Annotated in this window: 11 protein-coding genes and 1 tRNA gene; 9 read left to right on the top strand and 3 right to left on the bottom strand. The window is 44.7% G+C overall.

The window, feature by feature from the left end; all coding sequences use genetic code 11:
• Positions 1 to 16: 16 nt before the first annotated feature.
• From ACYQ0C_RS03655 to ACYQ0C_RS03620, 8 genes are all read left to right on the top strand, one after another.
• On the top strand, positions 17 to 1,048 hold the full coding sequence (locus tag ACYQ0C_RS03655; RefSeq protein ID WP_016278310.1) for a helix-turn-helix transcriptional regulator: 1,032 nt from the start codon (positions 17 to 19) through the stop codon (positions 1,046 to 1,048).
• Between the two features lie 247 nt (positions 1,049 to 1,295).
• Entirely contained in the window at positions 1,296 to 3,293 is a 1,998-nt protein-coding gene (hutU, locus tag ACYQ0C_RS03650; protein ID WP_016278309.1) for a urocanate hydratase, read from the top strand.
• Between the two features lie 82 nt (positions 3,294 to 3,375).
• Positions 3,376 to 4,278, top strand: coding sequence for a glutamate formimidoyltransferase (gene ftcD, locus ACYQ0C_RS03645; RefSeq protein WP_025076918.1), 903 nt, complete (start codon positions 3,376 to 3,378; stop codon positions 4,276 to 4,278).
• 14 nt (positions 4,279 to 4,292) lie between these two features.
• Positions 4,293 to 5,537 (top strand): imidazolonepropionase, encoded by a 1,245-nt coding sequence (hutI, locus tag ACYQ0C_RS03640; RefSeq protein ID WP_016278307.1) that lies wholly within the window; start codon positions 4,293 to 4,295, stop codon positions 5,535 to 5,537.
• 20 nt (positions 5,538 to 5,557) lie between these two features.
• Positions 5,558 to 6,181 carry a cyclodeaminase/cyclohydrolase family protein gene (locus ACYQ0C_RS03635; protein ID WP_016278306.1) on the top strand — a complete coding sequence of 208 codons (624 nt, stop codon included), beginning with the start codon at positions 5,558 to 5,560 and terminating at the stop codon, positions 6,179 to 6,181.
• A 34-nt stretch (positions 6,182 to 6,215) separates the two neighbouring features.
• Positions 6,216 to 7,712 (top strand): histidine ammonia-lyase, encoded by a 1,497-nt coding sequence (gene hutH, locus ACYQ0C_RS03630; RefSeq protein WP_257464078.1) that lies wholly within the window; start codon positions 6,216 to 6,218, stop codon positions 7,710 to 7,712.
• Positions 7,713 to 7,829: 117 nt separating this feature from the next.
• Positions 7,830 to 8,330 (top strand): NUDIX hydrolase, encoded by a 501-nt coding sequence (locus tag ACYQ0C_RS03625; RefSeq protein WP_016278304.1) that lies wholly within the window; start codon positions 7,830 to 7,832, stop codon positions 8,328 to 8,330.
• Between the two features lie 692 nt (positions 8,331 to 9,022).
• Positions 9,023 to 10,438 carry a Gfo/Idh/MocA family protein gene (locus ACYQ0C_RS03620; RefSeq protein ID WP_016278303.1) on the top strand — a complete coding sequence of 472 codons (1,416 nt, stop codon included), beginning with the start codon at positions 9,023 to 9,025 and terminating at the stop codon, positions 10,436 to 10,438.
• A gap of 121 nt (positions 10,439 to 10,559) precedes the next feature.
• Here the strand turns inward: ACYQ0C_RS03620 and ACYQ0C_RS03615 are convergent, their stop codons facing one another.
• The 3 genes from ACYQ0C_RS03615 to ACYQ0C_RS03605 form a co-directional block, all read right to left on the bottom strand.
• Positions 10,560 to 11,099, bottom strand: a complete 540-nt coding sequence (locus ACYQ0C_RS03615) for a beta-class carbonic anhydrase (protein WP_016278302.1) — start codon at positions 11,097 to 11,099, stop codon at positions 10,560 to 10,562.
• Positions 11,100 to 11,280: 181 nt separating this feature from the next.
• The gene (locus ACYQ0C_RS03610; RefSeq protein ID WP_016278301.1) at positions 11,281 to 11,862 is read right to left on the bottom strand and encodes a Crp/Fnr family transcriptional regulator; all 582 of its coding nucleotides are present in this window, start codon (positions 11,860 to 11,862) and stop codon (positions 11,281 to 11,283) included.
• 35 nt (positions 11,863 to 11,897) lie between these two features.
• Positions 11,898 to 13,250, bottom strand: a complete 1,353-nt coding sequence (locus ACYQ0C_RS03605; protein WP_016278300.1) for an MATE family efflux transporter — start codon at positions 13,248 to 13,250, stop codon at positions 11,898 to 11,900.
• Between the two features lie 148 nt (positions 13,251 to 13,398).
• On the opposite strand from ACYQ0C_RS03605, the gene ACYQ0C_RS03600 reads away from it, so the two are divergent.
• Positions 13,399 to 13,472: transfer RNA gene (locus tag ACYQ0C_RS03600), tRNA-Thr, on the top strand.
• The last annotated feature ends 278 nt before the right edge of the window (positions 13,473 to 13,750 follow it).

The raw sequence follows: 13,750 nt of genomic DNA, 5'->3' as shown, positions 1-13,750 counted from the left end.
AATTTAAACAGAAAAGATGGCAACAAATAAAAATGCGATTGTTCGATACAGAGCTTTGGACAAATGCTTTAGCAGTAGAACTAGAAGATATTACATGGACGATCTCATTGAAGCTTGTCGTATGGCACTTGAACATCAGAATGGTGATAGCGGTTCCAAGGGTGCCGAAGGAGTACAGCGTCGTCAAATCTTTGACGATATGAACGACATGGAACTGATGTACGGAGTCATTATCGACAGAGTCCAAGACGGTCATAAAAAATATTACCGCTACGCAGTCGACTCAAAAACGATGGTCGAAGCGGGTCTTTCTCAAGAAGAAATGGATTGCATACTTGAGGCTGCCGCCATCATGAAACGCTTTGAAGGGATTCCTCAGTTCGACTGGCTGGACGATTTGGAAAAGAAACTTTATACTACTTCAAAACTAGGTAATGCAACTCAAAAGGCAGTTAGCTTCCAGCACAACCAATACCTTACAGGTATAGACAAGTGGTATAAGCCCATATTTGAAGCTATTGTAGCAAAAAAAGTAATAGAAATAAGTTACCATCCATTTGGTAAAGATGTTAGAACAGTAATAGTGAGCCCTTATCATTTGAAACAGTACAACAATCGCTGGTTCTTGGTGGCGAAACGCAAAGACTTCAATAAAATATCCAACTATGCGATAGACCGAATTGAAGGAATAAAGGAAAAGTCCCAAACATTTGAGCCTCTAGATGATGACTTTGATTTCGAAGAGTTCTTTAGTGACGTGGTCGGTGTTTCCATAGTTGAAGGCGCCCCCGTGGAAAATGTCATTCTGCGAGTTACCGACAAGGCGTGGAATTATATTACAACAAAGCCGCTGCATGAGTCTCAATCTGTTCTAAACAGCAAACAAGCCGACGGCAAATGGGAAGTTCGACTGAAAGTACAAGACAACTATGAATTACGTTCGCTTCTACGTTCTTTTGGCGATAGTGTTGAAGTAATAGCTCCAGCCACCTTACGCCAAGAAATGAAAGAAATGGCACAGCGTGTATTCCAAATGTATAACGACTAAATCTATATACTATGAAAGACACTATACCTGTAAACGCCATCTATCACTATTCGACTTCTTATAGTCTTTAATAATAATCAACTTAAAACAAATCCGAAAAATCTCCCATAGTATCTGCTATGGCTATATTTCTAAAAAACGACAGTTTATTATATAAAGTTTATATTACTTTATGTCACGAAACATATCTTCAAACCCATAGTATTCCAATAGTTTTCCTATCTTTGTGACAAAACACTTGCATACTATGACTATCACTCTATCTACTGATTTACCTGCCTATCCCACATTCACGGAAGGCATCCGCCGTGCTCCCGACCGGGGCTACCGCCTGACACCCGCTCAAACGGAAACGGCATTGAGGAATGCATTGCGATACATTCCGGTGGAACTGCATGAGCAACTTGCTCCCGAATTGATGGATGAACTGCTCACCCGGGGCAAAATATACGGTTACCGTTTCCGGCCCGAAGGCGACTTGAAAGCAAAGCCCATTGACGAATATAAAGGGAATTGCATCGAAGGAAAAGCATTTCAAGTCATGATAGACAACAATCTTTCATTTGATATCGCCCTTTACCCTTACGAACTGGTGACCTACGGCGAAACCGGACAAGTTTGTCAGAACTGGATGCAATACCGGCTTATCAAGCAGTATCTGGAGGTAATGACCAACGAACAAACCTTGGTCGTAGAAAGCGGCCATCCGTTGGGATTATTCAAATCACATCCCGAAGCTCCCCGTGTTATTATCACCAATTCCATGATGGTAGGCATGTTCGACAACCAGAAAGACTGGGAAATAGCCGCACAGATGGGAGTAGCCAACTATGGACAAATGACCGCCGGAGGCTGGATGTACATCGGGCCGCAAGGCATTGTACACGGCACGTTCAATACCCTATTAAATGCAGGACGCATGAAATTAGGCATACCGCAGGACGGTAACCTGAACGGCCATCTTTTCGTATCCTCCGGATTGGGAGGAATGAGCGGTGCCCAACCCAAAGCGGCCGAGATAGCCGGAGCAGTGGCCATTATAGCCGAGGTAGATTATTCACGCATAGAAACCCGCCACCGTCAAGGGTGGGTACAGCATATCACATCCGATTTGTCTGAAGCCTACCGACTGGCTGCCGATGCCATGACGCAACGAATCCCCTGCTCCATAGCCTACCATGGCAATGTAGTCAATCTGTTGGAGTATGCGCTGCATCACGACATCCACATCGAACTTCTCAGTGACCAGACTTCCTGCCATGCCGTTTACGAAGGCGGCTATTGTCCTGCAGGCATTTCCTTCGAAGAACGTACCCGTATGCTGAAAGAAGACAGAGAAACTTTTGATGAAATGGTGAACGAAACTTTGCGCCGCCATTTCCATGTTATCAAGGAACTGGTGGCACGGGGCACTTATTTCTTCGATTATGGCAATTCTTTCATGAAAGCGATTTATGACGCCGGAGTGAAAGAAATCTCACGCAATGGAACAGACGAGAAGGATGGATTCATCTGGCCGTCCTATGTAGAGGATATCATGGGACCCCAACTTTTCGATTATGGTTACGGTCCCTTCCGCTGGGTATGCCTGAGCGGAAAAAAGGAAGATTTGATAAAGACCGACCGCGCTGCTATGGAGTGTATCCCTAAAGATCGCCGTGGACAGGATATGGACAACTGGATATGGATTCGCGACGCCGAAAAGAATAACCTGGTGGTAGGGACCCAAGCACGAATTCTGTATCAAGACGCACTGGGACGTATGAATATCGCACTGCGTTTCAATGAAATGGTACGCCGGGGCGAGGTAGGCCCTATCATGTTGGGACGTGACCACCACGATGTAAGCGGTACCGACTCTCCTTTCCGGGAAACTTCCAATATCAAGGACGGCAGCAATGTAATGGCAGATATGGCTGTGCAATGCTTTGCCGGAAATTGTGCCCGGGGCATGAGCCTTGTCGCTTTGCACAATGGAGGCGGTGTAGGTATAGGTAAAGCCATCAATGGCGGATTCGGAATGGTATGCGACGGCAGTGAACGGGTAGACCGTATCCTCCGCTCATCCATGTTATGGGATGTCATGGGAGGAGTGGCACGCCGTTCGTGGGCACGCAACCCACATGCTATGGAAACTTCGGCGGAGTTCAATGAAAGTCATGCCGATGGTTATCATATTACCCTGCCGCATATAGCGGAAGATGAGCTTATTAATAAAGTATTGAAAAATAAAGGAATCAACTAACCAAAGACCGGAACACCATGGATGCAACTGTTTCATTCATCCGCATCCATGAATGTTTCCTATAAACCAAATTCTAAAGAGTATGAGCTGGACAAAAATTATGGAATGCGTCCCCAACTTCAGCGAAGGCCGCGACTTACAGAAAATAGACAAGATTGTATCTCCGTTTCGTGCCAAGGCTGGCGTAAAATTATTGGATTATAGTAACGATGAAGACCACAACCGGCTGGTAGTTACCATCGTTGGAGAACCGGACGCCTTGAAAGAAGCGGTAATAGAAGCTATCGGCATAGCAGTAGAACTGATTGACCTGAACCATCACCAAGGACAGCACCCCCGTATGGGAGCTGTAGATGTAGTTCCATTCATTCCCATCAAAGGATGTACCATGGAAGATGCCATAACGGTGTCCAAAGAAGTGGGACAACGGGTGGCCTCTCAATATAATCTCCCTGTATTCTTGTATGAAAAATCAGCCAGTGCACCACATCGTGAAAATCTTGCTGCCATCCGTAAAGGAGAATTCGAGGGAATGAAGGAAAAGATTCACCAACCCGAATGGCATCCCGATTTTGGTCCTGCGGAACGTCACCCCACTGCTGGAACTGTAGCCATCGGAGCCCGTATGCCCTTAGTTGCCTACAATATAAATCTCAATACTCCCAGCCTGGAAATAGCGCATGACATTGCCAAGAAAATCCGTTTTATCGGTGGCGGACTGCGTTATTGCAAGGCCATGGGCGTAGAACTGAAGGACCGGGGTATCACCCAGGTATCCATGAATCTTACCGACTATAGCAAAACCGCTATCTACCGGGCATTCGAAATGGTACGTTTTGAAGCCAAACGCTACGGAGTAAGCATCATCGGCAGCGAAATCGTAGGACTTGTTCCCATGGAGGCCTTGATAGACACTGCCTCTTACTATCTGGGATTGGAGAACTTCTCCATGCAACAAGTACTGGAAGCACGTATCATGGAATAAACAAGAACAAAGTTATGAGCAACAACTTGATTATCATCAATGCCCACATCGTTACTCCACAAGGCAGAACCGCCCGGAAAGGAGAAGCCATGAACGAACTTCTCAACATTCCTTGCGGAACGGTAAGAGTAACCGACGGCATTATTACCTATGTTGGCGAAAACCGTATAAGCCATGAAAAGCCCGGCTATAAAGTGCTTGACGCCAGAGGGAATGTATTGTTGCCGGGATTCGTTGACTCTCATACCCATTTGGTTTTCGGAGGATTTCGCCCCGACGAATTCATCTGGCGGCTCAACGGCGACAGTTACATGAGCATCATGGAACGTGGCGGAGGCATTATCAATACTGTACGTGCCACCCGGGAAGCCTCCTTTGAAGAACTGAAACATAAAGCCGAATGGTTTCTGGATACCATGAGCCGGATGGGGGTCACCACCGTGGAAGGAAAAAGCGGATATGGCCTGGATCGTGATACAGAACTGAAACAGCTCAGTGTCATGCAAGCTGTCAATGAATGTCCCGACCGGAAAGTAGATATCGCCACCACTTTTTTAGGTGCCCACGCCTTACCCGAAGAATACAAAGGGCGAAGTGACGCATATATTGATTTTCTGATTAACGAAATGTTGCCCATGATTCATCAGAAACAATTGGCCGAAAATTGTGATATTTTCTGTGAGAAAGGAGTATTCACTGTGGAACAGTCTCGAAAGTTATTGAAAGCTGCGCAAGCTCTAGGCTTCGGTGCCAAGCTACACGCTGATGAAATTGTCAGCTTTGGAGGAGCAGAACTGGCAGGAGAATTGAAGGCCCTCAGCGCCGACCATCTGTTACAAGCATCCGATGAAGGCATAAAAGCCCTGGCCCAAAATAATGTAGTAGCCACTCTATTGCCACTAACTGCCTTTACCCTAAAAGAGCCCTACGCCCGTGGCAGGAAAATGATAGACAGCGGCTGTGCCGTAGCCCTTGCCACCGATCTAAATCCAGGCAGTTGTTTCTCCGGTTCCATCCCGCTGACTTTTGCTCTGGCCTGCATCTATATGAAACTGACCGTTGCAGAAGCTATCACAGCCATCACACTGAACGGTGCGGCAGCTCTCGGACGCGCCGACCGCATCGGAAGCATAGAAGCCGGAAAACAGGGAGACCTTGTTTTACTGGGAACCGACAACCCCCATATATTACCTTATTATACAGGTATGAACGCAGTCAAGCTGACCATCAAAGGAGGACGTGTTCTACATTCAAATTAACCCATTAAATACTAATAGCCATGTTAACAGAACTTACCATCAAAGAATTTATCAATAAAGTACTCAGTAATGATCCTGTCCCCGGTGGCGGCAGTGTCTCGGCACTCAATGGAGCCCTTGCCACCTCACTGGCAGCTATGGTAGCCAATCTTACCATAGGGCGCAAAAAATATGCAGAAGTGAACGAAATCATGGAAGACCTTTCCGTACGCTTCGAACAGCTCACCCACCAATTGACAACCGATGTAGACCGGGACTCAGAAGCATACGATCGTGTTTTCTCCGCATTCAAACTTCCGAAAGAAACGGATGAAGAAAAAGCGATCCGTAGTGAAACCATACAAACGGAAACCAAATATGCCGCCCAAGTGCCTATGGAGGTGGCACGTACCGTCCATTCCATTCTGCCTATGATTGATGTGGTAGCCAGAAAAGGGAACAGCAACGCTGTAACCGATGCCTGCGTGTCCATGATGTGTGCCCGGACTGCCATTCTGGGAGCCTTGCTGAATGTACGTATCAACCTCACTTCTATCAAAGATGAAAAATTCGTCAAAGAGATGAGCGAAGAGGCCGATATGATAGCACAGACGACCATTGCCGAAGAACAGAAAATACTGGACTATGTGAAAACCATTTTTTAATCCCAACCTCCGCGGTTAAAAAAAGAATCAGACCATGAAGAATGTATATCAAATAGGTTCGGGTGATCTCACTTTTGACATCATCGAACGTATTATCAATGAAAATCTGAAACTGGAACTGGCTCCCGAAGCCAAGGAACGCATTCAGAAATGCCGGGATTATCTGGACAAAAAGATCGAGGCGTCCGATGTCCCCCTCTATGGCATCACGACAGGATTCGGCAGCTTGTGCAACCGTAATATTTCTTCCGACGAACTGAGCGCCTTGCAAGAGAACCTGGTAAAAAGCCACGCTTGCAGTGTAGGCTCAGAAATGCCCCATGTCATTGTGAAGCTGATGTTTTTATTAAAAGCTCATGCTCTTTCTTTGGGACACAGTGGCGTACAAGTCATCACTGTACAACGCATTATCGACTTTTTCAATAACGATGTAATGCCCATTGTCTATGACCGCGGTTCATTGGGAGCCTCGGGAGATCTTGCCCCGCTCGCCAATCTCTTCCTTCCGCTGATCGGTGTAGGCGACGTGTATTATAAAGGTAAACGTTGCGAAGCCATCAGTGTACTCGATGAATTCGGCTGGGAACCGGTCAAACTGAAAAGCAAAGAAGGACTGGCCCTGCTCAATGGTACACAGTTTATGAGTGCCAACGGAGTTTATGCCATTCTCAAAGCTTTCCGTCTTTCCAAAAAGGCCGACCTGATCGCAGCCATTTCTCTGGAAGCTTTCGACGGACGTATCGACCCGTTCATGGACTGCATCCAGCAAATGCGCCCGCATAAAGGCCAGATAGAAACAGGAGCCGCATTCCGAAGAATACTAGAAGGCAGTGAAATCATCGCACAGCCCAAACAACACGTACAAGATCCCTATTCGTTCCGTTGCATCCCACAAGTTCATGGTGCTACCAAAGATGCAATCAACCACGTAGCCTCCGTTCTGTTGACCGAGGTCAACTCAGTAACCGACAACCCCACCATTTTCCCTGACGAAGACCTTATCCTTTCCGGAGGTAACTTCCACGGCCAACCGCTGGCACTAGTATATGATTATCTTGCCATTGCCATGGCCGAACTGGGGAACATATCCGAGCGACGTGTAGCACAACTCATCATGGGACTTCGAGGATTGCCCGAATTTCTGGTCGCCAATCCGGGATTGAACTCCGGCTTCATGATTCCCCAATATGCTGCAGCCAGCATGGTAAGCCAGAACAAAATGTACTGTTACGCAGCCAGCAGCGACTCTATCGTATCCAGTAACGGACAAGAAGACCATGTAAGCATGGGAGCCAATGCCGCAACCAAGCTCTACAAAGTAATGGACAATCTGGAACATATTCTTGCCATCGAGCTGATGAATGCCGCACAGGGTATAGATTTCCGCCGCCCGCTCCGCAGCTCACCGTTTATTGAGAAGTTTCTCGCTACCTACCGCAATGAGGTGCCTTTCATAAAGGAAGATATTGTAATGTACAAGGAAATACATAAAACAGTAGCTTTCCTAAAACGGCATCAAGTAAATTATTAAAAGGTATTTTAGACTCGGATTATAAGGATTTCACGCATCTTTTTACGATTAAAGACTATAAGATTCATATAATCCGAGTCCGAATTCATATCTTTGCAGGAACAAAAAATAGCAGAGATGAATTACGACAATAAAGAAGAAATGTTTCCCATAGTCGATGAGCAAGGAAACATAACAGGAGCTGCAACCCGTGGAGAATGTCATAACGGAAGCAAATTACTACATCCAGTAGTCCACTTGCACGTATTCAACAGCAAAGGCGAACTCTATTTGCAGAAACGTCCCGACTGGAAAGATATCCAACCGGGCAAATGGGATACAGCCGTAGGCGGACACATAGACTTGGGTGAAAGCGTAGAAATAGCCTTGAAACGCGAAGCAAAAGAAGAACTGGGCATCACCGGCTTTACTCCCGAATTACTGACAAGCTATGTATTCGAGTCCACCCGGGAAAAAGAACTGGTGTTCTCACATAAAACCACTTATGACGCCCCCGTTATCCCCAGCGAAGAACTGGATGGCGGCCGTTTTTGGTCATTGGAAGAGATCAGAGCCAACATTGGAAAAGAAATATTTACACCTAATTTCGAGAATGAATTTAAGAAGCTAGGCTTCTGAAACCATTTTTTCATAAAAAGGGGCAAATTCTTGACTTGCATCAAGAATTTGCCCCTTTCGCATATATTTTACCCTTATCAGGGTACAATCTAAAACAAAACAGTATAATTTTGTGTTGTAAAACATAAAAAGAAAGGATAACGAGATTATGAAAAAGGTAAAAAGTATTTTTAAGAAAGCCCTTGCCTTGATGGGTGAGAACGAAGTAAGAGCTTGGGGCATAGGGATTAAGTAAGTAAACTTCCCTATTTTTTTAACCAAAGAAAGGATAGCATTATGAAGAAGTTGAAAGAGATCATCAAAGCAGGTCTCAAAGATATGGGAAATGACGCCCTCCGTGCTTGGGGGTACGATACAAAGTAAAGGTACAAAGAATTAGTTTTTAACGTTTAAAAGAAAGGATAGCACAATGAAAAGAGTAAAAAGTTTTTTCAAAGAATACATAAAGGCCATTGAAATCAATGCCGCATTAATGTATGGTTACAGAGCTAAATAAGAACCATACTTTTTGATTGAGAGAATTGAATTACAATTATATAAAGAAGCAGTTTTGAGAAATCAAAGCTGCTTCTTTGTTATGAATACAGTATGAGTGGAATCAATTTATCCGACAAGCAATATACTCATATTAAAAATATTGCTTATTTTTGTAACAATCTACTATTAACCTATAAATTTTAATTAACAGAGCCATGATTAAAAAACTGTTTACCATTTTTGCCGGTATCGCGTTATTGTGCTCAGCCGGCTGTACCCCAACCTCCAAAGAAACAGTTGCCACCAAAGAGTACACACCTCTTGAAGTAACCGTTCCCGAACGTCCCACCGGACAACAGGACGTTATCGAACTCGTCGCCCCCAAACTTGACACTGTCCGTGTAGGTTTTATTGGCCTGGGTATGCGTGGGCCCAGTGCAGTAGAACGCTGGACACACATTCCGGGAACTAAAATTATCGCCCTTTGCGACTTGTTGCCCGACAACGCGGAAAAAGCACAAAAAATTGTGACCAATGCCGGCATGGATGCTCCCGCCCTCTACTCTGGCAGCGAAGATGCATGGAAACAATTGTGTGACCGGGATGATATCGACTTGGTGTACATCGCAACGGACTGGAAACACCATGCCGAAATGGGTATCTATGCCATGGAACATGGAAAGCACGTAGCTATCGAAGTTCCGGCAGCCATGTCACTGGATGAAATCTGGGCGCTTGTCAATACTTCCGAAAAGACCCGTAAACACTGTATGCAACTTGAAAATTGTGTTTACGACTTCTTCGAACTGACTACATTGAATATGGCACAAAAAGGTCTTTTCGGCGAAGTGCTCCATGTAGAAGGTTCATACATCCATAATCTGGAAGAATTCTGGCCTTATTACTGGAACAACTGGCGTTTGGACTACAACCGGGAATTCCGTGGAGACGTTTATGCTACCCACGGTCTGGGTCCTGCCTGCCAATTACTTAACATTCACCGAGGCGACCGCATGAAAACACTGGTAGCCATGGACACCAAAGCAGTAACCGGCCCCGAACTGGTAAAACAATATCAGCAAGAAGAAGCATCCGATTTCCAAAACGGTGACCATACCATGACCTTTATCCGTACAGAAAACGGCAAAACCATCCACATACAGCATGATGTAATGAATCCGCGTCCCTACAGCCGTATGTATCAACTAACCGGAACCAAAGGCTTTGCCAACAAATATCCCATCGAACAGTATTGCTTCCGTCCGGATCAGATTGACAGTACCAGCATACCCGATCACGAAAACCTGAGTATGCACTCGGCTGTTCCCGAAAAAGTAAAAGAGGCGTTGATGAGTCAATATAAACACCCCATCCACCAGGAATTAGAAGAAACAGCCAAGAAAGTAGGAGGACACGGTGGAATGGACTTCATCATGGATTATCGCCTGGTATATTGCTTACGTAACGGACTTCCTCTGGACATGGACGTTTATGATTTAGCTGAATGGTGCTGCATGGCCGACTTGACCCGTCTTTCTATCGAAAACGGAAGCGCACCCGTTGCCGTTCCCGACTTCACCCGGGGCAGCTGGAACAAAGTGGATGGTTATCATCATGCTTTCGCTCAATAAAAAGATATGAAATAAATACATACTTCAATAAAAAGAGAGGTATTCCCGATACGGGATGTACCTCTTTTTCTTATAATCACGAAGTCAACAAGCATCATGTGTGTAAAGGAAAACTCGCATTTTATACTTTTGTCAGTTCACCCGTCACCGAATCAATAATAAACCCTCTCACCATAATATCTTTAGGTATCAATGGATGTTCCATAATAGCCCGTACAGTCCCTTTCACCGATTTCTCCGTATCCTCAAACCCATCCAGCCACGCTCCAAAATCCACGCCACAGAAACGAATCATATCAATGGTTTCCTGCTTGACGCCACGTGCTTTCATGTGTTCTATCATCTCATTGCTATTCATGTGACAGGCCCCACAATCAGAATGAGCAACAACCATTACTTCCTTTACCCCTAACTCATAAATAGCCACCATCAGACTACGGATTACACTACCAAACGGATGCGAGATGACCCCACCCGCATTCTTGATAATTTTCACGTCACCATTCCTGATGCCCAAAGCAGCAGGTAACAATTCTGTCAACCGGGTATCCATACAAGAAAGAATAGCTATTTTTTTATCAGGATATTTGTTGGTAATATACTTCTCATATCCCTTGCTCTCAACAAATTTCTTGTTGAACTCTAAAATATCATCTATCATTGCCATAAGTTTTTTAGGATTTACTACAAACTTACACAAAAACAAAATACGATGACACTTTTAAGATAAATATTTATCGGATACCGGCTTTCCGTACAAGGATAAACCATACTGGAAAAAGCAAAGAGAGCAATGCGTTTCCATACAAAAACACCTAACACTATAAAACTGATATTCGTCGTTATTCTTTTTTCTTTCTCCCCAGCCCGGCACGGATACGGCTTAACGACTGCGGAGTAATCCATAAATAAGATGCGATATGCTTCAGAGGTACATACTGCAACAGTTCCGGATTCTCCTCCAGCAATGTAAGATAACGTTCTTCAGCACGGGGGCTTCCGCCCGTTATCATCCAACTTTCAAGTCCCAGAAACTGCTGTTCGAACAAACGTCTTCCCAAATTGGCCAGCTCGACAGACCCGGCATACAACGCTTCAAGCCTTGCCTTCGAAATACCATAAAGCTCACTGTCGCACATCGCTTCGATAGAAACCAGCGAAGGGGTATTTTCCACATATCCCCAAGAGGAGAAAATGGTTTCACCTTCAGAAGCAAACCAGACAGAAACATCCACCCCGTCATTAAGATAATGTCCGCGCCAGATTCCTTTACTCACAATATAGAAGTTTGAATTCCGCCCGCCTTCCTGTACAAGAAAATCCCCTTTACGAAAAGTGAACTTTTCCATATTGCCCAACAGCTGCAAGCTCAAGGCTACCGGCAAACTATATTTTTTACAAAACTTCTGTATGAATGCATCCATATATCCACTCGATTAATTACCACAAAGGTAAAAAATCATCTGTCCCCCCGTTGATGTTTACGATAATAAATCGCCATTATCACTAAAAAAGTAAGTACTTCCGCCAAAGGAACTGCCAACCATATTCCCGGCACTTTCAACAGCAACGGCAAGCCAAACAGGCAAAACACCATAAAAACAAACCCGCGCAAAAACGTAACCATCATAGCCGGACGTGCCCGCTCCACACTTTGAAAATAGCCGATGGAAACAATATTCACAGCAAAGAAAATAAAGCCGGATGCAAACAAAGGCAACCCCTCCACAGCAATATCGTATGCCGGATAAGAGCGATTAATAAACATAGCCACAATCTGATGGTTGAACAAAGCCGTCAATGCAAAAAACACAAGTCCGCAAGCCACCGCCGTCCCCAGTGCCAAGCGGAAAGCGGAACGTACCCGCATGGTGTCGCCCGCTCCAAAATTATAACTTAAAATGGGCTGGGCAGATTGTCCTATAGCATTATATACCATAAATATAATGGGGAAAAAATAACAGGCTATGCTGAAAGCTGCCACCCCGTCTTCTCCCAAATACGAAATAAACACATAGTTACCGGCAAACATCATACAGGCAATTGCTCCCTCACACAAAAACGTGGATGCCCCCAACCGGCACATATATTTCACATTACGCCAAGTGAGCTGCATGCTCTTTCTGCTGAGTTTTACGCGGCAGAAATGGATAACATTTTTCTTACGGCTCAAATATATGATTATCATAGCAGCCCCAACCACATAACCTAAACTGGTGGCAAGTGCCGCACCCATCATTTCCCAACCGAAAATGAAGATAAACACATAATCGAGCACAATATTAATCATTGCCGGAATAGCATTACACCACATGGCGTAATTAGGAGAACCATCCAATCGTACAAAAAACATACCTGAACTGAGCAGTGCGCTGAACACCAGAAAAGGAAGAAACCAATGCATATATTCTACCGCCAAAGGCAACAAGCGTTCCGAACTTCCCAGCAATCGTGCCACATGAGGTGCAAACATACATACCACTCCCCATAGTAATGCCAAGAACAAAGAAGAAACCACCACTGCCTGCGTTACATTAATACGCGCTGATTTCTGCTTACCCTGTGACAAATGAATGGAAGCAACCACGGACGCCCCCACTCCAAACATCAGCCCGATGCCTGTACTTATCAAAAACAGTGGAGCCGTAATATTTACCGCCGCCAATGCATCACTACCAATTCCCTTACCTACAAATATTCCGTCTGTTATAACAAACACAGCCGAAAAGACCATCCCCAACACAGTAGGTATCAGCAATTTCCGAAACAATTTCGGAATTTCCATACTGCCAAAATCAATACTATCTTTCATACCTATATCCATTGTTTTTCCGGTTGCAAAGATAAGATGTTATTTTAGGGTAAAAATTACCATTTGGTAATTTCAGTTACTTTTTGCTTTAAAAATTTGCGAGATTAAGAAGAAACCACTACCTTTGCACCCGCAAAACAAAAACATTGCCTCTTTAGCTCAGTTGGCCAGAGCACGTGATTTGTAATCTCGGGGTCGTTGGTTCGAATCCGACAAGAGGCTCACCCAATAAAAGCCGTTTCTGAAATTCAGAAGCGGCTTTTCGTTTTTTATCAATCCCCTCATACTATCGGCTCATCGGCAAAATGGAGGATTAGGAAACAATTCTATCGGGGCAATCAATAAAAAGTAAATAATGCTTGTGCTTATCAAGTAAATACATGGCTTTAGGAAAAACTGATTACAATTGCTTAACCACGGCCGTGCTTAACAGATATTTTATTTTGTAAATGCAAAAAGAAGAGGCAGGAACATTATACACTGACGGAATATCTCACGGT

The sequence above is a fragment of the Phocaeicola sartorii JCM 17136 = DSM 21941 genome, from assembly GCF_054653615.1.
Note: the sequence above shows the minus strand (reverse complement) of the source record. Positions and strands in the feature narration are given on the sequence as shown.

Bases quoted from the DNA above. Each gene is read 5' to 3' on its own strand.
- ACYQ0C_RS03655 (WP_016278310.1), top strand. From the start codon at position 17: ATGGCAACAAATAAAAATGCGATTGTTCGATACAGAGCTTTGGACAAA.
- hutU (WP_016278309.1), top strand. From the start codon at position 1,296: ATGACTATCACTCTATCTACTGATTTACCTGCCTATCCCACATTCACG.
- ftcD (WP_025076918.1), top strand. From the start codon at position 3,376: ATGAGCTGGACAAAAATTATGGAATGCGTCCCCAACTTCAGCGAAGGC.
- hutI (WP_016278307.1), top strand. From the start codon at position 4,293: ATGAGCAACAACTTGATTATCATCAATGCCCACATCGTTACTCCACAA.
- ACYQ0C_RS03635 (WP_016278306.1), top strand. From the start codon at position 5,558: ATGTTAACAGAACTTACCATCAAAGAATTTATCAATAAAGTACTCAGT.
- hutH (WP_257464078.1), top strand. From the start codon at position 6,216: ATGAAGAATGTATATCAAATAGGTTCGGGTGATCTCACTTTTGACATC.
- ACYQ0C_RS03625 (WP_016278304.1), top strand. From the start codon at position 7,830: ATGAATTACGACAATAAAGAAGAAATGTTTCCCATAGTCGATGAGCAA.
- ACYQ0C_RS03620 (WP_016278303.1), top strand. From the start codon at position 9,023: ATGATTAAAAAACTGTTTACCATTTTTGCCGGTATCGCGTTATTGTGC.
- ACYQ0C_RS03615 (WP_016278302.1), bottom strand. From the start codon at position 11,099: ATGATAGATGATATTTTAGAGTTCAACAAGAAATTTGTTGAGAGCAAG.
- ACYQ0C_RS03610 (WP_016278301.1), bottom strand. From the start codon at position 11,862: ATGGATGCATTCATACAGAAGTTTTGTAAAAAATATAGTTTGCCGGTA.
- ACYQ0C_RS03605 (WP_016278300.1), bottom strand. From the start codon at position 13,250: ATGAAAGATAGTATTGATTTTGGCAGTATGGAAATTCCGAAATTGTTT.